This is a genomic window from Variovorax sp. UMC13 (assembly GCF_014170375.1).
Classification (GTDB): Bacteria; Pseudomonadota; Gammaproteobacteria; order Burkholderiales; family Burkholderiaceae_C; genus Variovorax.
The window spans coordinates 49,653-74,517 of the sequence record NZ_LZZW01000010.1 but is presented as its reverse complement, the minus strand read 5'-3'; the positions used below and the strand labels follow the sequence as shown (position 1 = coordinate 74,517).

At 69.8% G+C, this 24,865-nt stretch carries 21 protein-coding genes; 11 read left to right on the top strand and 10 right to left on the bottom strand.

Translation table 11 applies throughout. The features are described 5' to 3' along the window. Positions 1 to 56 precede the first annotated feature (56 nt). Genes A9977_RS05265 through A9977_RS05245 form a run of 5 tightly spaced genes read left to right on the top strand, consistent with a single transcriptional unit; the run spans position 57 to position 4,676 of the window. Positions 57 to 827 (top strand): SDR family oxidoreductase, encoded by a 771-nt coding sequence (locus A9977_RS05265; protein ID WP_183023837.1) that lies wholly within the window; start codon positions 57 to 59, stop codon positions 825 to 827. A gap of 41 nt (positions 828 to 868) precedes the next feature. Beyond that, positions 869 to 1,720: a fumarylacetoacetate hydrolase family protein gene (locus tag A9977_RS05260; RefSeq protein ID WP_183023836.1), complete on the top strand. Its 852-nt coding sequence runs from the start codon at positions 869 to 871 to the stop codon at positions 1,718 to 1,720. After that, a complete protein-coding gene (locus A9977_RS05255) occupies positions 1,717 to 2,472 on the top strand; it encodes an SDR family oxidoreductase (protein ID WP_183023835.1) in 756 nt (251 codons plus the stop codon). The genes A9977_RS05260 and A9977_RS05255 overlap by 4 nt, the downstream gene beginning before the upstream one ends. 15 nt (positions 2,473 to 2,487) lie before the next feature. Next, entirely contained in the window at positions 2,488 to 2,850 is a 363-nt protein-coding gene (locus A9977_RS05250) for a hypothetical protein (protein ID WP_183023834.1), read from the top strand. Positions 2,851 to 2,894: 44 nt separating this feature from the next. Beyond that, complete coding sequence (locus tag A9977_RS05245) at positions 2,895 to 4,676, top strand: IlvD/Edd family dehydratase (protein ID WP_183023833.1); 1,782 nt, start codon at positions 2,895 to 2,897, stop codon at positions 4,674 to 4,676. A gap of 21 nt (positions 4,677 to 4,697) precedes the next feature. Here A9977_RS05245 and A9977_RS05240 read toward each other — a convergent pair whose 3' ends face one another. The 9 genes from A9977_RS05240 to A9977_RS05200 form a co-directional block, all read right to left on the bottom strand. After that, a complete protein-coding gene (locus tag A9977_RS05240; RefSeq protein ID WP_405054668.1) occupies positions 4,698 to 5,627 on the bottom strand; it encodes an ABC transporter substrate-binding protein in 930 nt (309 codons plus the stop codon). A gap of 94 nt (positions 5,628 to 5,721) precedes the next feature. Next, the gene (locus tag A9977_RS05235) at positions 5,722 to 6,762 is read right to left on the bottom strand and encodes an ABC transporter permease (protein ID WP_183023831.1); all 1,041 of its coding nucleotides are present in this window, start codon (positions 6,760 to 6,762) and stop codon (positions 5,722 to 5,724) included. After that, the gene (locus tag A9977_RS05230; protein WP_183023830.1) at positions 6,743 to 8,227 is read right to left on the bottom strand and encodes a sugar ABC transporter ATP-binding protein; all 1,485 of its coding nucleotides are present in this window, start codon (positions 8,225 to 8,227) and stop codon (positions 6,743 to 6,745) included. Before A9977_RS05230 ends, A9977_RS05235 begins: the two co-directional genes overlap by 20 nt. Before the next feature lies 1 nt (position 8,228). After that, positions 8,229 to 9,401, bottom strand: a complete 1,173-nt coding sequence (locus A9977_RS05225) for a Gfo/Idh/MocA family protein (RefSeq protein WP_183023829.1) — start codon at positions 9,399 to 9,401, stop codon at positions 8,229 to 8,231. Continuing rightward, on the bottom strand, positions 9,398 to 10,468 hold the full coding sequence (locus A9977_RS05220; RefSeq protein ID WP_183023828.1) for a sugar phosphate isomerase/epimerase: 1,071 nt from the start codon (positions 10,466 to 10,468) through the stop codon (positions 9,398 to 9,400). Before A9977_RS05220 ends, A9977_RS05225 begins: the two co-directional genes overlap by 4 nt. Positions 10,469 to 10,496: 28 nt before the next feature. Then, on the bottom strand, positions 10,497 to 11,849 hold the full coding sequence (gene xylA, locus A9977_RS05215; protein WP_183023827.1) for a xylose isomerase: 1,353 nt from the start codon (positions 11,847 to 11,849) through the stop codon (positions 10,497 to 10,499). An 18-nt stretch (positions 11,850 to 11,867) separates the two neighbouring features. Next, a complete protein-coding gene (xylB, locus tag A9977_RS05210; RefSeq protein ID WP_310936089.1) occupies positions 11,868 to 13,343 on the bottom strand; it encodes a xylulokinase in 1,476 nt (491 codons plus the stop codon). After that, positions 13,340 to 14,389: a LacI family DNA-binding transcriptional regulator gene (locus tag A9977_RS05205; protein ID WP_183023826.1), complete on the bottom strand. Its 1,050-nt coding sequence runs from the start codon at positions 14,387 to 14,389 to the stop codon at positions 13,340 to 13,342. Before A9977_RS05205 ends, xylB begins: the two co-directional genes overlap by 4 nt. 231 nt (positions 14,390 to 14,620) lie before the next feature. Further along, positions 14,621 to 15,550, bottom strand: coding sequence for a LysR family transcriptional regulator (locus A9977_RS05200; RefSeq protein WP_183023825.1), 930 nt, complete (start codon positions 15,548 to 15,550; stop codon positions 14,621 to 14,623). A 141-nt stretch (positions 15,551 to 15,691) separates the two neighbouring features. Between A9977_RS05200 and A9977_RS05195 the strand changes: the two genes are divergently transcribed. The 3 genes from A9977_RS05195 to A9977_RS05185 all read left to right on the top strand — a co-directional run bounded on the left by A9977_RS05195 (position 15,692) and on the right by A9977_RS05185 (position 19,926). Then, complete coding sequence (locus A9977_RS05195; RefSeq protein WP_183023824.1) at positions 15,692 to 16,828, top strand: iron-containing alcohol dehydrogenase; 1,137 nt, start codon at positions 15,692 to 15,694, stop codon at positions 16,826 to 16,828. A 127-nt stretch (positions 16,829 to 16,955) separates the two neighbouring features. Further along, positions 16,956 to 18,290, top strand: coding sequence for an MFS transporter (locus A9977_RS05190; RefSeq protein ID WP_183023823.1), 1,335 nt, complete (start codon positions 16,956 to 16,958; stop codon positions 18,288 to 18,290). A gap of 43 nt (positions 18,291 to 18,333) precedes the next feature. Further along, on the top strand, positions 18,334 to 19,926 hold the full coding sequence (locus A9977_RS05185; protein ID WP_183023822.1) for an aldehyde dehydrogenase (NADP(+)): 1,593 nt from the start codon (positions 18,334 to 18,336) through the stop codon (positions 19,924 to 19,926). 57 nt (positions 19,927 to 19,983) lie between these two features. Here A9977_RS05185 and A9977_RS05180 read toward each other — a convergent pair whose 3' ends face one another. Continuing rightward, positions 19,984 to 20,604, bottom strand: a complete 621-nt coding sequence (locus A9977_RS05180) for a TetR/AcrR family transcriptional regulator (RefSeq protein WP_183023821.1) — start codon at positions 20,602 to 20,604, stop codon at positions 19,984 to 19,986. 249 nt (positions 20,605 to 20,853) lie between these two features. On the opposite strand from A9977_RS05180, the gene A9977_RS05175 reads away from it, so the two are divergent. The 3 genes from A9977_RS05175 to A9977_RS05165 are packed head-to-tail and all read left to right on the top strand — an operon-like array spanning position 20,854 to position 24,859. Beyond that, positions 20,854 to 22,257, top strand: coding sequence for a TIGR00366 family protein (locus tag A9977_RS05175; RefSeq protein WP_183023820.1), 1,404 nt, complete (start codon positions 20,854 to 20,856; stop codon positions 22,255 to 22,257). A gap of 54 nt (positions 22,258 to 22,311) precedes the next feature. Then, positions 22,312 to 23,307: an MDR family oxidoreductase gene (locus A9977_RS05170; protein ID WP_183023819.1), complete on the top strand. Its 996-nt coding sequence runs from the start codon at positions 22,312 to 22,314 to the stop codon at positions 23,305 to 23,307. A 43-nt stretch (positions 23,308 to 23,350) separates the two neighbouring features. Beyond that, positions 23,351 to 24,859, top strand: a complete 1,509-nt coding sequence (locus tag A9977_RS05165; RefSeq protein WP_183023818.1) for a class I adenylate-forming enzyme family protein — start codon at positions 23,351 to 23,353, stop codon at positions 24,857 to 24,859. Positions 24,860 to 24,865: the final 6 nt, after the last annotated feature.

Here is a 24,865-nt window from a genome sequence, read left to right as displayed (position 1 = left end):
GCGGCCCTCCTCCGGTGAGGACGGCCGCAAGAACCACCATCGAAAGGACATCGCGCATGCGTGATCGCGTAGCAGGAAAGAAGATCGTCGTCACCGCGGCAGCCAAGGGCATCGGCCGGGCGTCCGCCTTGATGCTGGCCGCCGAAGGCGCGCAGGTGTGGGCGACCGACGTGGACGAGGCCGGGCTGGCCGACCTGAAGGCTCAGGTGCCCCAGGGCAGCGACGTGCGGATCGCGCCCCTCGATGTGCGCAGCGACGCGGCCGTCGGTGCCTTCGCGACGCAACTGGGCCGCATCGACGGCCTCTTCAATTGCGCGGGCTTCGTGCATGGCGGCAACATCCTCCAGTGCACCGAGGCGGACTGGGACTTCGGCTTCGATCTCAACGTGAAGTCGATGTACCGCACGATCCGCGCGTTCCTGCCGGCCATGCTGGCGGCGGGGCAGGGCGGCTCGCTCATCAACATGGCCTCGGCGGCCTCCAGCGTGAAGGGCGTGCCGAACCGCTTCGTCTATGGCGCCACCAAGGCCGCCGTCATCGGGCTGACCAAGGCCGTCGCGGCCGACTTCGTCGCTGCCGGCATCCGGTGCAACGCGATCTGTCCGGGCACGGTCGAGTCGCCGTCGCTCAACGATCGCATCGCCTCCCAGGCCCGGGCCACGGGCCAGGACGAAGCGCAGGTGCGCTCTGCCTTCGTCGCGCGCCAGCCGCTGGGGCGCGTCGGCCGCGCCGAGGAGATCGCGGCGCTGGTCACCTACCTGGCGTCGGACGAGTCGGCCTTCACGACCGGTGCCATTCACGTCATCGACGGCGGCTGGTCGAACTGACCCCGCGCGTTCCATCCATTTTTCGAACCGAGGAATTTCAAATGAAGCTGATCAGGTGGGGCACGGCAGGCCAGGAGAAGCCGGGCCTGGTGGACGTGCAGGGGCGCATTCGCGACCTGTCGGGCGTGGTGTCCGACATCACGGCCGAGGTGCTGTCGCCCGCGGGCCTGGCCGCGCTGCGGGCGCTGGACGTCGACCGACTGCCCGAGGTGCCCGCGGGGACGCGCTTCGGCGTGCCCGTGGCCTCGGTGTCGAAGATCGTCTGCGTGGGCCTCAACTATGCGGACCACGCGGCCGAATCCAACATGCCGATCCCGCAGGAGCCGGTGCTGTTCCTCAAGGCCACCAGCTCGCTCACCGGGCCGGACGACGAGGTCGTGATCCCGCGCGACTCGGAGAAGACCGACTGGGAAGTCGAGCTCGGCGTGGTCATCGGTTCCCGTGCCTCCTATGTGGACGCGCAGGACGCGCTGGCCCACGTGGCCGGCTACTGCGTGGTCAACGATGTCTCCGAGCGCGCGTTCCAGCTCGAGCGCGGCGGCCAATGGGACAAGGGCAAGGGCTGCGACACCTTCTCGCCCGTGGGACCGTGGCTGGTGACGCCCGACGAGGTGCCGGATCCGGCGGCGCTGCGCCTGTGGCTGAAGGTCAACCAGCGCACGTACCAGAACGGCAGCACGGCCACCATGATCTTCGGCGTGGCCCACCTGGTCAGCTACATCAGCCAGTTCATGACCCTGCTGCCCGGCGACATCATCAGCACGGGCACGCCGCCCGGCGTCGGCCTGGGCCAGAAGCCGCCGGTCTACCTGAAGGCCGGCGACGTGATGCAGGTCGGCATCGAGGGCCTGGGCGAGCAGCGCCAGGTCACGCGCGCATGGAGTCGACCATGAACCCGAAGATCGCGTTGGTGACGGGCGCCAGCTCGGGCATCGGGCGCAGTGTCGCGCTGGGCCTGCTCGAGGCCGGCTACCGGGTCGTGCTGGCCGCCCGCAAGGCGCAGGCATTGCAGGATGTCGTCGACAGCGCGGGTGCGGGCGCGGCCGACCGCGCGCTGGTCGTGCCCTGCGACATCAGCGACGTCGATGCGGTGGGCCGCCTGTTCGGCACCATCGAGGCGACATGGGGCCGGCTGGACCTGCTGTTCAACAACGCCGGCGTGTTCACGCCGCAGCGTTCGCTGGAAGACATCGAGTACGCGCACTGGGTCCAGGCCGTGAACGTGAACCTCACCGGCGCCTTCCTGTGCGCGCAGGGCGCGTTCCGGTTGATGAAGAAGCAGTCGCCCCAGGGCGGCCGGATCATCAACAACGGCTCGATCTCGGCGCATGCGCCGCGGCCGCAGGCCGCGCCCTACACCGCGACCAAGCACGCCATCACCGGCCTGACCAAGGCCGCATCGCTCGACGGGCGTCCCTACAACATCGCCTGCGGGCAGATCGACATCGGCAACGTGGTCAGCGACATGAGCGCGCTCATGGCCCAGGGCACGCTGCAGGCTGACGGGTCGCTCAAGGCGGAGCCGCGCATGGGCATGGACAACGTGGTGCGCGCGATCCTGTACATGGACAGCCTGCCGCTGGAGGCCAACGTGCTGTCGATGAACGTGATGGCCAGCCACATGCCCTTCGTCGGGCGCGGCTGAGGCGCGGTCATCTCCATGACAACAGACCTGCCACGGCTCGTGCGCTGCGCCTTCTTCAACGGACGCATCAGGCCGGGCATGGAAGACGCGTTCCATCGCCATGTCGATGAACGCATGGTGCCGCTGTGGACGCGTTTTCCCGCCGTGCGGGACGTGCGCGTGCTGCGCCAGCACCAGAGCGACGTGGCGGACCCCGCGCTGCCGCTGGTGCTCGTCATGCACTTCGACAGCCACGAGGACATCGCGGCCGCCCTGGCCTCGCCGGTCCGCCGCGAAAGCCAGCAGGCCTCGCGCGCGCTGCTCGAGATGTTCGAAGGCGCGGTCTTCCACACGGTGTTCGACGCACGGGTGTTCGCGCTCTCGTCGAACGCGACATGAATCCCGGTGCCTGGTCACCGTTCCCATTTCAAGAAAAGAACCCTATGGAAAAGATCCCCCGCCGCCCGCTGCGCTCCCGCGAATGGTTCGCGGATCCGGAGCGCTCGGACATGACCGCGCTGTATCTCGAGCGCTTCATGAACTATGGGCTGACGCCCGAAGAGCTGCGCTCGGGGCGGCCCATCATCGGCATCGCGCAGACCGGCAGCGACCTCTCGCCCTGCAACCGCATCCACCTGGACCTGGCGCGCCGCGTGCGCGACGGCATCCGCGATGCCGGCGGCATCCCGATGGAGTTCCCGGTGCATCCGATCTTCGAGAACTGCCGCCGGCCCACGGCGGCGCTGGACCGCAACCTGGCCTACCTCGGCCTGGTCGAGATCCTGTACGGCTACCCGATCGATGCGGTGGTGCTCACCACCGGCTGCGACAAGACCACGCCCGCGGGCCTGATGGCCGCCTCCACGGTCGACATCCCGGCCATCGTGCTCTCGGGCGGGCCGATGCTCGACGGCTGGCATGGCGGCGAACTGGTGGGCTCGGGCACCGTGATCTGGCGCAGCCGCCGGCAGCTCGCGGCCGGCGAGATCGACGAGGAAGAGTTCCTGCAGCGCGCCTGCAGCAGCGCCCCCTCGGCGGGCCACTGCAGCACCATGGGGACCGCGTCCACCATGAATGCCGTGGCCGAGGCGCTGGGCATGTCGCTGCCGGGCTGCGCGGCCATTCCCGCGCCGTACCGCGAGCGCGGCCAGATGGCCTACGAGACCGGCCGGCGCATCGTCGAGATGGCCTTCGAGGACCTGCGGCCTTCGCGCATCCTGACCCGCGAGAGCTTCCTCAACGCGCTGTCGGTGGTCAGCTGTGCCGGCGGCTCCAGCAATTCGCAGGTGCACATCATGGCCATGGCGCGCCATGCCGGCGTCGAGCTGCAGGCGCAGGACTGGACCGACCACGCCTACGACCTGCCGCTGCTGGTCAACATGCAGCCGGCGGGCCGCTACCTGGGCGAGCGCTTCTTCCGCGCGGGCGGCGTGCCGGCCGTGATGTGGGAGCTGCAGCAGGCGGGGCGGCTGCACGGCGGGTGCCTGAGCGTCACCGGCAAGACCGTCGACGAGAACCTGCAGGGCCGCGAGGCCAGCGACCGCGAAGTGATCCTTCCTTTCGCGGCGCCGCTGATGCAGCAGGCCGGCTTCGTGGTGCTCAAGGGCAACCTGTTCGACTTCGCGATCCTGAAGACCTCGGTGATCTCCGAGCGCTTCCGCGAGCACTACCTGAACCGGCCGGGCGAGGAGGGCATCTTCGAGGCGCGGGCCGTGGTGTTCGAGAGTTCGGACGACTACCACCGGCGCATCAACGATCCGGCCCTGGCCATCGACGAGGGCTGCATCCTGGTGATGCGCGGAGCGGGACCGATCGGCTGGCCCGGCTCGGCAGAGGTGGTCAACATGCAGCCGCCCGATGCGCTGATCCAGCGCGGCATCATGACGCTGCCCACGCTGGGCGACGGCCGCCAGTCGGGGACGGCGGACAGCCCGTCGATCCTGCACGTCTCGCCCGAGAGCGCGGTGGGCGGCGGCCTGAGCTGGCTGCAGACCGGCGACCGGGTCCGGGTCGATCTCAACGCGCGCCGCTGCGACGCGCTGGTGGCACCCGAGGAGATCGAGCGCCGGCGCCGCGAGCTGCCGGCACCGCCCGTGCCCGCGAGCCATTCGCCCTGGGAGGCGCTCTATCGCGAGAAGACCGGGCAGCTGGTGGATGGCGCGACGATGGACTTCGCGCTGTCCTTCCAGCGCATCTCCGAGAAGACGCCGCGGCACAACCATTGACCGCGTGCGGCCGGCGCGTCCTCAGTGCGGCGAATCCGGGAAGTAGTACTTCGCCGCGTTGTCCTTGGTGACCAGCACCGAGGGGATGATGGTCGAGGCGGCCATCGGCTTGCCGCTCGCGCGGGCCTCGGCCGTCATCTTCATGGCGTCGGCGATCATGCTCGGGGCGTAGGTCACGTCGGCCGAGACGATCTTGTCGCCGTCCATCACCTTCTTGATGTAGTCCTTGGACCCGGCGCCGCCCACGACCAGCTTCACGTCGCTGCGCTTGGCCTGCTCGATCGCCTTCTGCACGCCGACGGCCATGTCGTCGTCCGAGGCCCAGACCGCGTCGATCTGCTTGAAGCGCGTGAGGTAGTCCTGCATCACCTTGAAGGCGTCGTCGCGGTTCCAGTTGCCGTGCTTGGCGTCGAGCACCTTGATGCCGGGATTCGCCTTCATGACCTCGTTGAAGGCATCCACGCGCTGGTTGTCGATCACGGTCGGAATGCCGCGCAGGATCACGAGGTTGCCCTTGCCGCCCATGGCCTTGGCCATGTACTCGGCCGCGACCTTGCCGAAGCCCGGGTTGTCGCCCGCCACGTAGGCGTCCTGGGCGCCCGGGTCGGTCAGGCCGCGGTCGACCACGGTCACGAACACGCCCTTGCCCTTGACCTGCGCCACCGGCTTGGTCAGCGGCGCCGACTCGAAGGGCAGGATCACCAGCGTGTCGATCTTGTTGACCGTCTGCAGGTCCTGGATCTGGTTGGCCTGCTCGGTGGCCGAGCCGGCCGTCTTCACGAACACCTTCATGCCGGGGTACTGCTTCTCCAGTTCGGCCTTGGTGCGGTTGGCCCAGTACACGACGCCGCCGGTCCAGCCGTGCGTGGCGGCGGGGACGGACACGCCCATCACCGACTTGCTGTCGGCAAGGGACGCGGTGGAGCACAGCGCACACGCTGCGAGTGCCATTGCGGAAAAAAGCCTTCTGTCCATGATATGTCTCCTGATGGGTTTTCTTGGGCGCCAAAGTCCGCGCGCGGCCGGCTGGCCCACGCGCGAATCGTCATCGCCGGCCTCTTTGCAGAAAGGCCACGATGATGATCACGAAGCCCTGCACAGCCGCGTTCAGGTACACGCTGATGATGCTGGTCAGGTTCAATAGGTTGCTGATGACGGAGAGCAGCACGGCGCCGATCACGGTGCCGAGGATGCGGCCCTCGCCGCCCTTGAGCGCGGTGCCGCCCACGATCACGGCGGCGATCGCCTCGAGCTCCCAGAGCAGCCCGGTGGTGGGCGAGGCCGAGCCCAGGCGCGGCACGTAGAGCAGCGTGGCCACCGCCACGCAGCAGCCCAGCAGCACGTAGGTGAGGATCTTCACGCGGTCGACCGCCACCGCCGAGTAGCGCGCCACCTGCTCGTTGGAACCGATGGCCTGCACGTAGCGGCCGTAGCGCGTGCGGTTCAGCAGGAAGGCGCCCGCCAGCGCCATCGCCGCGAAGACCCAGATCGGCACCGGGATGCCGAGCCAGCTCGCGTAGTACACCGGGCTGTAGACGTCCGACAGCGTGCCGTCGAGCGTGATCGCGCCGCCGTTGGCGAAGTAGGTGAGGTAGGCGCGGAAGATGCCGAGCGTGCCCAGCGTCACGATGAAGGGTTCGATGCGCCCCTTGGTGATGAGCAGGCCATGGGCCAGGCCGAAGGACGCGCCCAGCACCAGCGCCACCGCCATGCCCAGCAGCACCGCCGTCACCGGCGAGCCGATGTGCGGCGCCAGCGCGTTCATCACCAGGATCATGCAGCCCGCGATCAGCGCCGCCATCGAGCCCACCGAGAGGTCGATGCCGCCGCTGATGATGACGAAGCTCATGCCCACCGCGATGATGCCGATGAAGGCCGTGCGGGTCAGCACGTTCATCGCGTTGTCCCAGGTCGCGAAGTCGGGGTTGAGCAGCGTGCCCGCGATGCACAGCAGCACCAGGCCGGCGATCGGCCCGACCTCGCGCAGGCGCTGGCGCCAGGGCGTGCCGCCGCGGCGCGCCGGCGGGGTCGTCGTCGGGTCGACGCCGATGGGCGGCGTCAGGCTGTCAGTGGGTGCCGGTGGCATGCGCGATGAGCTCCTCTTCGGTCAGGTGGTCGGCGTCGAGCGTGGCCTGGACCGTGCCGGCACGCATCACGACGACGCGGTGGCACAGGCCGATCAGTTCCATCAGCTCCGACGAGATGACGACCACGCCACGGCCCGCGGCCGCCAGCTGGTCGATCAGGAAATAGATGTCGCGCTTGGCGCCGACGTCGACGCCGCGCGTGGGCTCGTCCAGCACCACCACGCGCGGGCCGGGCTGCAGCACCTTGGCCATCGCCAGCTTCTGCTGGTTGCCGCCCGACAGGGCGCCGGCGCGCGCGCCCAGGTCGCGCGTGCGGATGCCGAAGTCCGCCACCGCGCGCGTCAGCGCCGCGGCTTCGGAGCGGCGGTCGAGCCAGGGGTGCGCGTGGCGGTCCAGGTCCATCAGCGTGAGGTTGTCCTGCAGCGGCAGCCGCACGTGCAGGCCGCAGCCCTTGCGGTCTTCGCTCAGGTAGGTGAGGCCGGCGCGCGCCGCGGCACGCGGATCGGCGAAGGCGACCGCTTCCCCTTCGATCTCGACGGTGCCGCCCTCGCGCGCGCGCAGGCCCAGCAGCCCTTCGAACAGTTCGGTGCGGCCCGCGCCCACCAGCCCGGCGAAGCCGAGGATCTCGCCGGGCCGCACCTCGAAGCTCACGTCGCGCGCCCAGCCCGGCACGTTCAGCCCGCGCACGGCCAGCAGCGGCGCCGCCGGCCCAGGCTGGCGCCGCACGGGGAACATGTTGGAGAGTTCGCGCCCGACCATCAGGTTCGCCATCTGCTGGCGCGAATGCTGCGCGGTCGGCCCGCGCATGACGAAGCGGCCGTCGCGCATGACCACGATCTCGTCGGTGATCCGTGCGACCTCGTCGAGCTTGTGCGAGATGTAGACGATGGTCACGCCCTGCGCGCGCAGGGTGCGGATCAGGCCGAAGAGCCGCTGGCTCTCGGACGGCGTGAGCGTGGCCGTGGGCTCGTCCATCACCAGCAGCCGCGCGCTGCGCGACAACGCCTTGGCGATCTCCACCAGCTGCTTCTCGGCCACGATCAGGTCACGCACCCGGGTGTCGGGATCGACCGCGAGCCCGACCGCGCCCAGCGCCTCCTGCGCCGCGCGGCGCATGCCCTCGTCGTCGAGCCGCCAGCCCCGGCGTTGCTCGCGTCCGAGGAAGATGTTCTGCACCACCGTGAGATCCTCGGCCAGGTTGAACTCCTGGTGGATCAGCACCACGCCCGCGTCCTCCGCGTCGCGCGAGCTCCGGAAAGCGCGCGCTTGGCCGTCGATCGACAGCGTGCCGCCGCTGGGGACCTCGTAGCCCGAGAGGATCTTCATCAGCGTGGACTTGCCCGCGCCGTTCTCCCCGAGCAGGCCCAGCACGGTGCCGGGCGCGATGTCGAAGCTCACGCCGTGCAGCACCTGCACCGGCCCGAAGGTCTTCGTGATCGCGTCGAAGCGGACGTGCAGGCTCATCTCACACACCGACCCAGAGGCCGCCGCCGGCGGACGAGCGGATGGCCGCTTCGATGAAGGCGACGCCGTGGATGCCGTCCTCCAGCGTCGGGAAGTTCACTTCCTGAGCCGGCGCGCGGCCGTCGCGCGCCGCGCGGATGGCATGGCCGATCTCGCTGTAGAGCGTGGCGAAGCCTTCGAAGTAGCCCTCGGGATGGCCCGCGGGCAGGCGCGTGACGCGGGCCGCGTCCGCATGGGCCGTGCCGCTGCCGCGCGAGAGGGTCTGCGGCGCCTCGCCGAAGCGCGACACCTGCAGCCTGTTGGGCTGCTCCTGCTGCCACTCGAGCCCGGCGCGGCTGCCGTAGACGCGGATGCGCAGCGCGTTCTCGTTGCCCGGCGCGACCTGGCTGGCCCAGAGCATGCCGCGCGCGCCGTTGGCATAGCGCAGCATGATCTGCACGTTGTCGTCGAGCGCGCGGCCGCGCACGAAGGTGCTGAGTTCGGCGCACAGCTGCGAGGGCTGCATGCCCGCGATGAAGCCCGCGAGCTGGTAGGCGTGCGTGCCGATGTCCCCGATGCAGCCGCCCGGGCCCGAGCGCCGCGGGTCGGTGCGCCAGGCCGCCTGCTTCTGGCCGGTGGTCTCGAGTTGCTCGGTCAGCCAGTCCTGGGGGTACTCGACCTGCACCAGCCGGATCTCGCCCAGCTCGCCGTCGCGCACCATGCGGCGCGCCTGGCGCACCATGGGGTAGCCGGTGTAGTTGTAGGTCACGGCGAAGATGCGGCCGTGCGCCTGCGCGATCGCCTGCAGCCGCTGCGCGTCCGCGACCGTGGTGGTCACGGGCTTGTCGCAGATCACGTGGGTGCCGGCCTCGAGAAAGGCCTCGGCCACGGCCGCGTGCTGGTCGTTGGGCGTCACGATGGTCACGACCTCGATGCCGTCGGCGCGCGCGGACTCCTCGCGCGCCATGGTGCGGTAGTCGGGGTAGCTGCGCGCGAGGCCGATCGCGGCGGCAGAGCGGGCCGCCTTCTCCGGCGTGGAGGAGAGCGCGCCGGCGCTCAGCACGAACTGGTCGTCGAGCCGCGCGGCGATGCGGTGCACGGCGCCGATGAAGGCGCCTTCGCCGCCGCCCACCATGCCCAGGCGGATGCGGGCGCTCGCCGCCTCCGCATGGCTGTAGCTGGCTTCGATCGTCATGGCGCCACCGGCTCCAGGCCCAGCATGCGGCGCAGCTGCGCCGGGTCCTTCTGGCCGCCGGCGAAGTCGTCGAAGGCCTTCTCCGTGACCCGGATGATGTGGTTGCGGATGAAGGCCGCGCCTTCCGCCGCGCCGGTCTCGGGGTGCTTGAGGCAGCATTCCCATTCGAGCACGGCCCAGCTGTCGTAGCCGTACTGGGCCATCTTGGAGAAGATGGCGCCGAAGTCGATCTGGCCGTCGCCCAGCGAGCGGAAGCGTCCCGCGCGCTCGATCCACGGCTGGTAGCCCGAATAGACGCCCTGGCGGCCGGTGGGGCGGAACTCGGCATCCTTGATGTGCAGGGACTTGATGCGCGCGTGGTAGATGTCGATGAATTCGAGGTAGTCGAGCTGCTGCAGCAGGAAGTGCGAGGGGTCGTAGTTGATGCAGCAGCGCGGATGGTCGTCCACGCGCTGCAGGAACATCTCGAAGGTGGTGCCGTCGAACAGGTCCTCGCCCGGATGCAGTTCGAAGCAGACGTTGCAGTCGGCTTCGTCGAAGGCGTCGAAGATCGGGCGCCAGCGCTTGGCCAGCTCGTCGAAGGCAGCCTCGATCAGGCCCGCGGGCCGCTGCGGCCACGGGTAGAGGTAGGGCCAGGCCAGCGCGCCCGGAAAGCTCACGTTGCTCTTGAGGCCCAGGTGGCGCGAGGCGCGTGCCGACAGCAGCATCTGCTCCACCGCCCAGGCCTGGCGCGCCTGGGGGTTGCGCCGCACGGCCTCCGGCGCGAAGCCGTCGAAGGCTTCGTCGTAGGCCGGGTGCACGGCCACCAGCTGGCCCTGCAGGTGGGTGCCCAGCTCGGTGATCTCCACGCCGTTTTCGCGCGCGATGCCCGCCACCTCGTCGCAGTAGGTGTTCGATTCCGCCGCCCGGCGCAGGTCGAAGATGCGCGCGTCCCATGAGGGTATCTGCACCCCCTTGAAGCCGAGGCTGCCGGCCCAGCGCGTGATCGACTGCCAGGAGTCGAAGGGGGCTTCGTCGCTTGCGAACTGGGCCAGGTAGATGCCTGGGCCCTTGATGTTGCTGGCCATGTCTCGCTCCTTAGTGGCGGTCGTTTTTTCAGAGGTAGCTGCTGACGAGGTGCTCGAGCCGTTCCTGCCCGGCCGAGCGGGGCTGCGGCTCGACGGGATTGGCTTCGGCTTGTGCCGCGAGCGCCGCCAGCGACACCTCGCCGCGCAGGATCGACTGGCCATGCGGCGTGTCCCAGCCCGCGTAGCGCGTGTCGACGTGGCGCTGCAGGGCGCCGTCGCGCACCATGGCCTCGGCCACCAGCAGGCCGCGGGCGCACAGGTCCATGGCCGTCGCGTGCGACCAGACCAGGTCGTTGGGGTCGATCGACTGGCGCCGCAGCTTGGCGTCGAAGTTGAGGCCGCCGGTTGTCAGGCCGCCGGCGCGCAGCACCTCGTACAGCGCCATCGCGACGTGCTGCAGGTTGTTGGGGAACTGGTCGGTGTCCCAGCCCAGCAGTTCGTCGCCCCGGTTCATGTCGATCGAGCCGAAGATGCCCAGCGCATGGGCCAGCGCGATCTCGTGTTCGAAGGTGTGGCCCGCGAGCAGCGCATGGTTCTGCTCGATGTTGACCTTCACCTCCTTCTCCAGGCCGTGCGCCTGCAGGAAGCCGTAGACCGTCGCGACGTCGTAGTCGTACTGGTGCTTGGTCGGCTCGGCCGGCTTGGGTTCGAGCAGGATCGGGCCCTTGAAGCCGATCTTGTGCTTGTGCTCGACCACCAGGTTCAGGAAGCGGCCCAGCTGCGCCAGCTCGCGCTTGAGGTCGGTGTTGAGCAGCGTCTCGTAGCCTTCGCGGCCGCCCCACAGCACGTAGTTGGCACCGCCCAGGCCGTGCGTCACGTCGAGCGCGTTCTTCACCTGCGCGGCGGCATGGGTGAAGACCTCGGGGTCGGGGTTGGTCGCGCCGCCGGCCATGTAGCGCCGGTGCGAGAACAGGTTGGCGGTGCCCCAGAGCAGGCGCACGCCGGTGTCGGCGATATGGCGCTCGAACACCTTGGCGACCTGACGCAGGTTGCGGTTCGATTCGGCCAGCGTTGCGCCCTCCGGCGCGACATCGCGGTCGTGGAAGGTGAAGAAGGGCGTGTCGACCAGCCGGAACAGGTCGAAGGCCACATCGGCCTTGTGCAGCGCCTGTGCCATCGGGTCGCCGGGGCCGTGCCACGGCCGCTGGAAGGTCGCGTCGCCGAAGGGATCGAGGCCCGCGCCGACGAAGCTGTGCCAATAGCAGACCGCGAAGCGCAGCTGGTCCTCCATGCGCTTGCCGAGCACCAGCCGGTCCTTGTCGTAATAGCGGTAGGCGAAGGGCTCGCCCGGCGACGGGCGGAACTCGGGTCCGCGGAAGACGATCGGGCGTTCGAAGCCGAAGAAGGGGGCGCGTGCCGCGGCGGAGGGCTCAGTGGTCATGGCGTGGGTCCAGGTCGGTCAGGAGGAAGCGGTGGAGAGGGCGTGGGCCGAAGGGGCGTGCCGGAGCAGGCCGTAGAGCTGCTGCCAGCGCGCATGCATCGCGTCGTAGCGGCGTGCGCGCGCGCCATCGGGCTCGAAGCTGCGCAGCCGCGGCGGCTTGGCGAAGAGCCGCTCGCCGTCGGCGGCCGCGCGGGCCAGCCGGGCCGCGCCGAGCGCGCAGCCGTGCTGGGAACCGGCCGCCTGGTGCAGCGGCAGGTCGAGCACGTCGGCCAGGATCTGGTTCCAGGTCGTCGAGCGGGCCCCGCCGCCGATCAGGTCGGCCTGCGTGAGCACCGTGCCGGCGGCCGCCAGTGCATCGCGCGCGTCGCGTAAGGCGAAGGCCACGCCCTCGAGCAGGGCGCGCGTCATCGCGGGCCGGTCGGTCGCTGCCGACAGTTGCAGGAAGCCCGCGCGCAGCGCCACGTCGTTGTGCGGCGTGCGTTCGCCCGACAAGTAGGGCGCGAACCAGCAGGCCGGGTCGCCCGGTGGCGAGGCGTCGAGTTCGCGCAGCAGCGCTTCCTCGCTCACCTGCTGGATGCCGGCCCACCACGACAGGCAGGAGGCCGCCGAGAGCAGCACGCCCATCTGGTGCCAGGTCCGGGGCAGCGCATGGCAGAAGGCATGCACCGCGCGCTCGGGTGCCGGCGCGAAGCCCGCGGTGGTGGCCCACAGCACGCCCGAGGTGCCGAGCGAGACGAAGGCGTCGCCGGCAGCCACCGCGCCCACGCCGATCGCGCCGGCCGCGTTGTCGCCCGCGCCGCCGGCCATGACCGGCGCGCGGTCGAAGCCCCAGCGGGCCACCCATTCGGGGCGCAGTTCACCGCTGCGCTCGGTGCCTTCGACCAGGCGCGGCATCTGCGAGGCGTCCAGGCCGCAGGCGGCCAGCAGTTCGGGAGACCAGCGCCGTTGCCCGACGTCCAGCCAGAGCGTGCCCGAGGCGTCGGACATGTCTTCCGCGAACTCGCCGGTGAGCTTCCAGCGCAACCAGGCCTTGGGCAGCAGCACCTTGGCGATGCGGTCGGCGTGGTGCGGCTCGTGTTCGCGCAGCCACAGCAGCTTGGGCGCGGTGAAGCCCGGCATCGCGGGGTTGCCGGTGCGTGCGCGCAGCTGCAGCGCCGGCGCTTCGAGCGCCTCGCAATGGGCGGCGCTGCGGCCGTCGTCCCACAGGATGCAGGGGCGCAGCACCTCGTCGTTCGCATCGAGCAGGGTCGCGCCATGCATCTGGCCCGACAGGCCGATGCCGCGCACCGCGGCGAGCGCGCGCGGGTGCCCCGCGCGCAGCGCATCGAGGCAGTCGCAGGTCGCCTGCCACCACTGCGCCGGATCCTGCTCCGACCAGCCCGGGTGCGGGCGGCTGACCTGCAGCGGCGCGCTCGCGACCGCGAGCGGGTGCTCGTCGTCCAGCAGCAGCGCCTTGACGCTGGAGGTGCCGAGGTCGATGCCCAGCGTGATCACGGCAGGTTGTCCTTGAGGTAGATGTCGATGCGGATGCGTTCCTGGTCCGCATGCACCGGCTCGTGCGTGACACGCGCGATGGCCAGGCGCAAGGCCGAGCGGATCTCGTGGCCCGCGTCCTGGTTGATCACCGCGTCCATGGTTCCGTCGAGCAGGTCGGCGCGCGCCGCCGGCGTGAGCTCGTGGCCCACGAACACGATCTCGCGGGCCTTGCCGGCGGCCTGGAGCGCGGCCGAGATGCCGGGGTTGCCCGCGCCCACGCTGTAGATGCCGCGCAGCTGCGGATGCTCGGCCAGCAGCCGGGCCGTGAGCCGCTGCGTGAGCCGCGGGTCGTCCTTGCCTTCGAGCGGCGGCAGCACCCGCAAGGGGGCGAACTCGGCGCCCATCACCTGGCTGAAGCCGAAGCTGCGCTCCGCATGGTCGCGCAGCGACAGGCTGCCCACGATGACGCCGATGTCGCCGCGCACCCGGCCGGCGAAGCGGCCCAGCAGCGTGGCCGCGGTGCGGCCCGCGGCCACGTTGTCGATGCCCACGAAGTGCTGCCGCTGCGAGCGGGGCACGTCCGAGACCAGCGTGATCACGCCCTTGCCGCACGCCACCAGGTGGTCGATGGCGTGCTGCACCAGCGGATGGTCGAGCGCCATGATGACGGCCGTCTCGCACTGGTCTTCCAGCGAGAGGATCAGGGCCGCGAGTCGCTGGGGCTCGAACACATCCACCTCCAGCGTGCGCGCCGTCACGCGGTGATCGGCCATCCAGGCCCCGTTCTCGACGACCTGGTCGCGCAGCACTTCCACGAAGCTGTTGTTGCCCGAGGGCAGCACGAAACACACGCGGTGCAGTTGCGTGCGCGCCAGCCGGGCCGCCGCGGGGTCGGGCCGGTAGTTCAGGCGGTCGATGGCTTCCTGGACCCGGGCGATCGAGCGCGCATGCACCCCCGGCCGCTTGTTGATGACGCGGTCGGCCGTGGCGAGGCTGACTTGCGCCTCGCGCGCCACGTCGCTCAGGGTGGCGCGTGGGCTGGAGAGATCGGATTCCAATGGCATGGCTGAATATTGAGGTACGTACGTCAAAAATGAAAGTAGGTGCATTCACCTACGGTTTCGTCGTCTTCAAATGAATCGAAGAAGTTCGGTGATGGATTTTGAGGGGCGCACATCAGGACCGTGCGCAGCGGGGCGTGCAGGGCTTGCCATCCGGCGCAGCGCCGGGAAGCGGGTGCGTGCGCCCGGGCCGCAATCGGGTTGTGGTGCCGGCCTTGCCGCGGCGGGGCCCCGCTACTGCGGCGAGCTTCGACCGGCCCGCGCGCTGGAACCCGGCTTTAGCGCGTCCATCAGCAGCGCCAGCGCCGGGCTTCTCGGTGCGCCTTTTCTCAGCACCAGCTCATAGGGCTCGCTGCGCGACCGCAGCTTGAGTGCCAAGGTCCCCACCAGGCCGTTGTGGCAGAAGTAGTTGGCGACGTCGTCCGAGACCAGCGCCACCAGGTCGGTGTTGCGCCCCAGCAGGGTGAGGGTGGTCAACGCCGAGGTGGTCTCGATCAGGTGCTGCGGAAAGTTGAGCTGCGCTTCGTGGAACTCGCGCTCGAGCAGGCGGCGCATGGGCATGTGGGCACGGTAGACCACCCAGCGGCTGTCCTGGAGTTGCCGGAGTTCGACCGCCTCGGCGCCCATGGCCGGATGGCGCACATTGGCGATCACCGACAGCGTTTCGTCCTTTACGAACAGCGCCTCGTAGAGGCCCGGGTTGCGGCTCACCGAAGAGCGGCAGATCGCCGCGTCGAGCCGCCCGCGCTCGATCAGGCCCAGCAGCGTCTCGCTCGTGTCCTCCACGATCTCCACCGACATGTGGGGCTGCTGCTTGAGCAGGCCGGACACCGCGTCGGACAGCAGCGGGGCCGCGCCCATGATGGTGCCGATCGCCAGGTGTCCGCCGGCGCCGCTGGCGATGGCTTCCAGCTCGAAGCGCAGCTTGTCGATGTCGGACTGGATGAGCCGCGCGAAGCGCAGCGCGCAGTGGCCGGCCTCGGTCGGAATCAGGCCCCGGTTGGTGCGCTTGAACAGCGCCACGCTCAGGGTCGCCTCCAGTTCGCGCAGCGCCTTGCTCGCACCCGGTTGCGTCAGGCCGACCTTGTCGGCGGCGCCCAGCAGGGAGCCGCTTTCCTCGACCGCGATCAGCAGCCGAAGCTGCTTGGCGTGCAGCCGCGACATCACGGAATTCAGGCTGGGAGTGCTGTCCACTATGAGTAAAAGCTATATCGCTATGGAAAGCTGTCAGTGTACCCAGGCGCCTTTCGTTCCTAGACTCGCGGCTTTCCACGCAAGTGAAGCGTTTGTGCAGACAGAGGAAACATGGCATTGATTAACTACGTCACCGAGATCCGCTTCGGCGCCGGATCCCTGGTCGAGCTCAAAGAGGTTTGCGACAGGCTGGGTATTACCAAACCTTTGATCGTCACCGACAAGGGCGTGCGCGCCGTCGGCATCGTCGACCGCGTGATCGCGGCGCTGGGCCAGTCGGAGCCGGCGGTGTTCGATGGCACCCCTCCCAACCCGTCCGAGTCGGCGGTGCGCGCCGGCGTGGAAGCCCTCCTGCACGCCGATTGCAACGGCATCGTGGCCGTGGGCGGCGGCTCCTCGATCGACCTGGCCAAGGCCGTGGCCGTGGCTGCGCGCCACGACGGCCCGCTGCGCCAGTTCGCGCTGATCGAAGGTGGCGCGCTCAAGATCACGGCGGCCACGCTGCCCATCATTGCGGTCCCGACGACGGCCGGCACCGGCAGCGAAGTGGGGCGCGGCGCGATCATCATCCTCGACGACGGGCGCAAGGTCGGCATCATCTCGCCGCATGTGATCCCCAAGGTCGCGATCTGCGATCCGGAACTCACGCTGGCGCTGCCGGCCGGACTGACCGCCGCCACGGGCATGGACGCGATCGCGCACTGCATCGAGACCTTCCTCGCGCCGGCCTTCAATCCGCCCGCGGACGGCATTGCGCTCGACGGCCTGTGGCGCGCCTGGCGCCACATCGAAGTGGCGGTCGGCAATCCCACCGACATCGACGCGCGCCTGAACATGATGAGCGCGTCGCTGCAGGGCGCACTGGCCTTCCAGAAGGGGCTGGGCTGCGTGCACAGCCTGAGCCATTCGCTGGGCGGCATCAACCCCCGGCTGCACCACGGCACGCTCAACGCGATCCTGCTGCCGGCGGTGATCCGCTTCAACCGCGGCGCCGAATCGGTGGTGCGCGAGGACAAGATCGCACGCCTGTCGCAAGTGATGGGCCTGTCCGCATCGGTCTCGGTGGAAGAGGCGCTGGTCACCAAGTCGCGGGCGCTGAACCTGCCCACGGGCCTGTCGGAACTGGGCGTGACTGAGGACATGTTCGCGCAGATCGTGCAGGGCGCGCTGGCCGACCACAGCCACCGCACCAACCCGCGCGACGCCAGCGCCGCCGACTACGTCGAGATGCTGCGCCAGTCCATGTAACCGGCCTCCCGCATCCCACGCCCCCATGCCCGCCCGCCGCGTTCGCTTCGCGGCGGCCGGCGGGCTTTTCTTCGACCGATGAACCGCATCGGCAGCAACAGCCAAACAATGAATTGACGGTGGAGACATGAGCAGCACCCCTCTCGACAACCTGGGCACAGCCGCCCACGACAAGGAAACCCTGGTCCCCGAGGCCGAGCGCCGGCGCGCGCTGCTCGGCAGCGCCGTGGGCAGCACCATCGAGTGGTACGACTACTTCCTCTACGGAACGATGTCGTCCATCATCTTCGCCAAGCAGTTCTTCCCCAGCGACAACGCGCTGGTGAGCCAGATGATGGCGCTGGCCACCTTCGCGCTGGCCTTCCTGATCCGCCCGATCGGCGGCGTGATCTTCTCGCACATCGGCGACCGCATCGGGCGCAAGAAGACGCTGGCGATGACGCTCTCGATGATGGGCGTGTCGACGGTGCTGATGGGACTCCTGCCCAACTACGCGCAGATCGGCCTGCTGGCGCCCGTGCTGCTGACCCTGCTGCGCCTGATGCAGGGCCTGGCGCTGGGCGGCGAGTGGGGCGGCGGCGTGCTGCTGGCGGTGGAGTACTCGCCGCGCCACAAGCGCGGCTTCTATGGCGCCGTGCCGCAGACCGGCGCCGTGCTGGGGCTCGCGCTGGGCAACATCATCACCTCGCTGCTGAGCGCGAGCATGAGCGAGGAAGCCTTCCTGGCGTGGGGCTGGCGCATCCCCTTCGTGGGCTCGATCGTGCTGGTGATGGTCGGCATGTGGATCCGCAATGCCGTGGGCGAGACGCCTTCGTTCAAGAAGATCCAGGCCACGCGCAGCAGCGCCCGCATTCCGCTCAAGGAGACGCTGCAGCATCACTGGCGCGAAGTGCTGATCGCCATCGGCGCCAAGGTGGTCGAGACCTCGACCTTCTTCCTCTACGCCACCTTCACCATCTCCTACATGATGGACCACGGCTTCGCGCGCTCGACGATCCTCAACATCGTGCTGGTGTGTGCGCTGCTCGCCTTCCCCTGCATGCTGTTCTTCGGTCACCTGTCGGACCGGATCGGCCGCAAGAAGGTCTTCATCGGCGGCAGCGTGGCCTTCCTGCTGTGGATCTTCCCGTACTTCTGGCTGCTGGACCAGAAGTCGGTGGGGGCCGCCGCGCTGGCTGTCGGCGTGGGCCTGGGCGTGATCTGGGCCAGCTACGGCGCCATGATCGGCACGCTGCTGGCCGAGGCCTTCCCGCCGGCGATCCGCTACACCGGCATGTCGCTGGGTTACCAGATCGGTGCCGCGCTGGTCGGCGGCCCGATGCCCCTGATCGCCACGGCGCTGATCGCCTACTTCAGTGGCAGCTACGTGCCGGTGGTGATCTTCCTCGGTGCCTGTGCGCTGGTGTCCATCGTGGCCGTGGGCGTGGCCAAGGACCGCAGCGGCCTGCCGCTGGACGACTGAGCTTTTCTTTCCCCACCCCTGTTTCATCCAACGGAGTCCTGACATGCAAATCACCGGAGACATGCTGATCGGTCACGCCGCAGTGCGCGGCCTGGCCGGCGCGCAGCGCGCTTTCAACCCCGCGCTGAACGCCCCCATCGCCGAGCCGGAATTCGGCTTCGGCACCCGCGAGGACGTGGACCGCGCCGCGACCCTGGCGGCCGACGCGTTCGACGCCTACCGGGGCCTGCCGCTGGAACGGCGCGCGGCCTTCCTCGAGGCGATCGCCGACGAGATCATGGCGCTGGACGATGCGCTGCTCGAGCGTGCCCATGCCGAAAGCGGCCTGCCGCTCGCGCGGCTGACCGGCGAGCGCGGCCGCACCACGGGCCAGCTGCGCCTGTTCGCGCAGGTGGTCCGCGACGGACATTTCCTGGGCGCCGTCATCGACCCCGCGCAGCCCCAGCGCCAGCCACTGCCGCGCGCCGACCTCCGCCTGGCCAAGATCCCGCTCGGGCCGGTGGCGGTGTTCGGCGCGAGCAACTTCCCGCTGGCCTTCTCCGTGGCGGGCGGCGACACGGCCTCGGCGCTGGCCGCGGGCGCGCCGGTGATCGTCAAGGCGCACAGCGCGCACCTGGGCACCTCCGAAATGGTGGGGCGCGCGATCCAGAAGGCCGCGCGGCAGCAGGGCATGCCCGAGGGCGTGTTCTCGCTGCTGATCGGCGCCGGCCGCGAGATCGGCGAAGCGCTGGTCGCGCATCCCGAGATCAAGGCGGTGGGCTTCACCGGCTCGCGCCAGGGCGGGCTCGCGCTGGTGCGCACGGCCAACAGCCGCCACGAGCCGATCCCGGTCTATGCGGAGATGAGCAGCATCAACCCGGTCTTCGTGCTGCCGCATGCGCTCGCGTCGCGCACGCAGGCGCTGGCCCAGGGCTTTGTCGATTCGCTGGCACTGGGCGCAGGCCAGTTCTGCACCAACCCCGGCCTGGTGCTCGCCATCGACGGCCCGGACCTGGCGCGCTTCGTGGACGCCGCGGCCGCAGCCCTGGGTGCGAAGCCTGCACAGACGATGCTGACCGCCGGCATCCACGCGGCCTACGAAAGCGCGCGCGCGCAGGTGCAGGCCGAAGCGGGTGCACCCGTGGGCCTGGGCGCCGGGGCGGGCGACCAGGCCCATGCCGCGCAGGCCGCGCTCTACGTGACCGACGCGCAGCAGTTGCTGCAGAGCGAGGCGCTGCAGTCGGAGATGTTCGGGCCTGCGTCCGTGATCGTGAAGGCGCGCAGCATCGACGAGCTGGTGCAGGTGGCCGGGCGGCTCGAAGGCCAGCTCACCGCGACCCTGCTGCTGGACGATGCGGACCATGACGCGGCCCGCGCGCTGCTGCCGGTGCTCGAGCGCAAATGCGGACGCATCCTGGCCAACGGTTTCCCGACCGGTGTCGAGGTGTGCCATGCAATGGTCCACGGCGGCCCGTTCCCTGCGACCTCGAACGCCATGTACACCTCGGTAGGTGCCAGCGCGATCGACCGCTTCCTGCGTCCGGTCTGCTACCAGGACCTCCCCGACGCGCTGCGCCCCGAGGCGGTGCAGACCGCCAACCCGCTGCAGCTCTGGCGCCTGGTCGACGGCGCGCCGAGCCAGGCGGCCGCGGGCTGAGGCCGAGCCGCCGGTGCGGCGTGAGGAGCGCCGCGCCCGCGGCTGTTCCGTGCGGCTTCAGCCGCGGCGAATGGGCGCAAGCGAACGCAGGTGGCCGATGAAGGCCGCGCTCACGCCATCCAGCGGCGCGCGGGATTTCTCCAGCTTCGCGCCCAGCACCGCGCCTTCCCACGCGTACCAGAACAGCTTCGCGAGCGCTGCGGCGTCGGCCTCCGGCGCCAGTTCGCCGGCTTTCTTGGCCTCTTCGAGACAGGCCTCGATGCGTGTCTGCCAGCCGACCAGCGCGCTCAGCAGGGCGGTGCGGAAGGTCTCGTCCAGCGCGCCCAATTCCTGGCCCAGGTTGCCGACCAGGCAGCCCCGCCGGAAGGCGAAGCGTTCCATGCCGGCGGTGGCTTCGTCGGCGAAGGCCTTGATGCGGTCGATGGGACCGAGCGCCTCGTTGCCCAGGCAGCGGTCGAGCTTCTTGTTGAAGTATTCGGCGTAGCTCTGGATGACCGTGAGCGTGTAGGCGTCCTTGTTGCCGAAGTAATAGGCGAAGGAGCCCTTGGGCACGCCGGCCTGCGCCACGAGTTCGTCGATCGGCGTGTTGTGGAAGCCCTTCTCGGTGAAGACGGCGACACCGATCCGCACCAGCATCTCTTTCTTGGCCGAATCGCGTTTGGGAGGGGATGCTTGCATGGAGGCCTCGGGAAGTGCGGGGCCGCGGCGGGCACGGGCCTGTCGCGGGAAAGTCCGGCTTGACTTTAGAGGTCGGTAGCCGACTAGTCAACTATTGAGATTTCCGGCGCTTCTCGGTGCAAACCCTGCTTCTGCAGTTTTGTGTTGACGGGCGTCGGCGTGAATCCTATAACTAGACGACTGGTCAACTAGTGAAGCGGGCAAAGCATCCGCTTCGTCAGGCCAGCCACCCAAAACTGGAGACATCGCATGCATCACCCGGGGGTCGAGATCCCGCTCGTTCAGGCGGAGCCCGCCATCGGCGGCACATTGGTTCAGAAACTCAGCAGGCTCTGCGTGCGGCTGGTCGAGCGCGTGATGCCCGATCCGTTCGTCATCGCGGTGCTGCTCACCGCCTTCACCTGCGTGCTGGCGTTCGCGATCGCGCCCAAGGGCGGGGTCGACACCGTCCTGGGCGGCTGGTACGACGGCGTCTTCAAGATCGCCAGCTTCGCCTTCCTGGTCGCCCTGACGCTGGTGACCGGCCATGCGCTGTCGACCTCGAAACCGGTGGCGCGCCTGCTCACCCGGACGGCGTCCTTCGCGACCACGCCCACCGGCGCGATGACGCTCACCTTCTTCGTCTCCATGGTCGGCGGGCTGCTGAACTGGGCCGTGGGCCTGGTGATCTCGGCGCTGTTCGCGCGGGAAGTCGCCAAGCGGGTGCGCGTCGACTTCGCCTGGCTGGTCGCGGCGGCGTACGCCGGCTGGTCCTTCTATGTCTGCGGCATCTCGAGCTCGATCGCGCTGGTGAGCGCCAGCGCCGGTTCGCCGATGAACATCATCGAACAGCACACCGGGCAGATCCTGCCCATGAAGGCCTTCCTGCTGTCGCCGCTGAACTACGTGCCGCTGATCGTGCTGGGCCTCGCGCTGCCGGTGATCTTCCGGCTGATGATGCCGAGCGCGAAGGACATGGTCGCGGCCGATCCGGCGAAGCTGATGCGCGAGGACACGGTGCAGGTCGAGCCCGCGGCCCCCCGGACCATCGCCGGCTGGCTCGACCATGCCTGGCTGATCAACCTGACGATCGTGGGGGTCGGCGGCGCCTACATCGCGACCAAGGTGCTGGCCGGCACCTTCAAGCTGGACCTCAACATGCTGGTGCTGATCTTCCTGCTGCTGGGCATGCTGCTGCACTGGAAGCCCAAGGCCTACCTCGGTGCGGTCAACAACGCCGCGCGCATCGCGGGCCCGATCCTGATCCAGTTCCCGCTCTACGGCGGCATCATGGGGATCATGTCGGCCACCGGCCTGGCCGACGTGATGTCGCAGGCCTTCGTGCACCACGCGTCGCCGCAGACCCTGCCGTTCTGGACCTTCGTCTCCTCGCTGATCATCAGCGTCTTCGTGCCCAGCGCCGGCGGCCACTGGGTGGTCCAGGCGCCGTTTGCCGTGCCCGCCGCAGTGCAGCTGGGCGTGCCGCAGGCCTCGATCGCGATCGCGGTCGCGCTGGGCGAAGGCGCCGCCGACATGATCCAGCCCATGTGGGTGATCCCGCTGCTCGCCATCGCCGGCGTCGGCATGGGGCGCGTCATGGGCTTCACGCTGATCATCTTCTTTGCCATGGTCACCGTGATGGGCGGGATGCTGCTCCTGTATCCCCACGTCTGAGCTTCGCCCGGCGAAGGCCGGGCACCACTTCTCCCCGAAAAAAAGGAAATCCCCATGTCCAATGCATCGTTCAAAGCCCTCGTCCTGCGCGAGGAGGGCAAGGCGACCCGCGCCGAGGTCGAAGACCTGGACTTCGCCGCGCTGCCGGCGCTCGACACGCTGGTGAAGATCGACTTCTCCACGCTCAACTACAAGGACGCGCTGGCCGTCACCGGCCAGGGCAAGATCGTGCGCACCTGGCCGCTGGTCCCCGGCATCGACTTCGCCGGCACGGTCGTCGAGTCGGCCAACCCGGCCTTGCCGGCGGGCACGCAGGTCGTGCTCACGGGCTGGAGCGTGGGCGAGAAATACTGGGGCGGCTACAGCCAGTACCAGCGCGTGCGCAGCGAGTGGCTGGTGCCCCTGCCGCGGGGCCTCACGACCCGGCAGGCGATGATGATCGGCACGGCGGGCTTCACCGCGATGCTGTGCATCGATGCGCTCGAGGCCGCGGGCGTGACGCCGGCCTCGGGCCCGGTGCTGGTGACCGGCGCGGCCGGCGGCGTCGGCAGCGTGGCCACGGCCATCCTGAGCCGGCTGGGCTATGCGGTGACCGCGCTCACCGGGAATCCGGCCAAGGAAGCGTACGTGAAGGGCCTGGGCGCGAGCGCCATCGCGAACGGCCCCGAGTGGTCGGACCCGCCGCGCGCGCTGGAAACCCAGCGCTGGTCGGCCGCCGTCGACACCGTGGGTTCGAAGGTGCTGGCGCGGGTGCTGGCCGAGATGAACTACGGCGGCGTGGTGGCCGCCTGCGGCCTCGCCGGCGGCGCCGACCTGCCCACCAGCGTCATGCCCTTCATCCTGCGCGGCGTGAACCTGGTCGGCGTCGATTCGGTGATGCGGCCGACGCCGGCCCGGCTGCCGGCCTGGGAGCGCATCGTCGAGGTGCTGCCGATGGACGTTCTGGAGACGATCACCGGCAAGACCGTCCCGCTGGCCGGGGTGAAGGCGGCCGCGACCGACATGCTGAGCGGCCAGCTCCGCGGCCGCGTGCTGGTCGACGTGAACTGATGCTGCCCATGCGACGGCGCTCCACCTTCCGAACGGCTCCCCCATGACACATCGGCTCCTCACACTCTCCCTCGAACGCGCGGTGCGCGCAAACGCCGGGCGCACCGCGCTCAGCGGCGAAGGCCTGGAACTCAGCTACGACCAGTTGTGGGCGCGCGCCAGCGCGGTCGCCGAGCGGCTGGTGGCCGCGGGCGTCGCCGCGGACGACACCGTGATGGTGAAGTCGTCGAACCATCCGTTGGACTTCGCCTGCCTGCTGGGCGTCTGGATGGCCTCGGCCGTGGCCGTGCCGGTCCATCGCAGCTCGCCCGCGGGCGTGGTCGATGCGATCCAGGCCAAGGCCCGGTGCCGCTTCCACGCCGACCTGCTCGAAGACGGCGCGCTCGAGGCCTGCATCCGGCCGATGGACGCGCCGGCACCGCACGAGGCCGCCGACCGCGCGCTGCTCGCGGGCGCGGCCCTGGTTATCTTCACCTCGGGTTCCACCGGCCTGCCCAAAGGCGTGGTGCTGAGCCACGAGGCCTTCGCCGGCAAGCTCGAACAGAACCAGCGCCTGCTGGGGCTGGGCGCCGACGAGGTGACGCTGCTGGTGCTGAACAACACCTTCAGCTTCGGCATCTGGATGGCGCTGCTCACGCTGATGCAGGGCGGCAAGGTCGTGACCTGCGCGCGCTTCAGCCCGCCGCTGTTCGTCGACCTGCTGGTCGACGAAGGCGTGACGCGCGTGGGCGTGGTGCCGACCATGGTGCGCGCCACCTTCGGTGCGATGTCGCCGGCCGAACTCGATGCCGCGGCCGCACGCATCCGCGCCGCGGCCCGCCTGCGCGACGTGGTGATCGGCGGCGAGCCGCTGGGGCCGGAGCTGTCGGCCCGGCTGCGGGCCTTCATCGCGCCCGCGGGGCTCTACGACATCTACGGCCTGACCGAGACCTCGACCAGCGACTTCGTGCTCGCGCCGCGCGACTACCCCGGCCATCCGGCCACCATCGGCCGTCCGGCACCGGGCGTGCGCTGCCGCATCGTGAACGACGCGGGCGCGGCATGCGCCGACGGCGCTTCGGGCGAGCTGCAGCTGCAGACGCCCTACATCATGGCCGGCTACCTGGGCGATCCGGAACTGAGCCGGGCCGCCTTCGCCGAAGGCTGGTTCCGCACCGGCGACCTCGCGGCCCGCGACGCCGAGGGCTTCGTCAGCATCGTGGGACGGCTCAAGGAACTCATCGTGCGCGGCGGCAACAAGATCACGCCGATCGAGGTCGAGCGCGCGCTGTGCGCCTGCGCCGGGGTCGGTGCCGCGCTGGTCGCGGGCGTTCCCGATCCGGTGCTCGGGCAGCGCATCCATGCGCTGCTGGTCGCGGAAGCCGGCGCGACGATCGATGCATCGGCGCTGCGGGCCGAGCTGGCGGACAGGCTCGAGAAGTACAAGCATCCCGACGTCTGCTATGTCGGCACTGAGCTGCCCACCGGCCGCACCGGCAAGATCGACCGCAGCCAACTGCAAACGCTGCTGCGCACCGACAGCCTGCCGCCCCTGGCGGCCTGGTCGCGCTGATCGCGC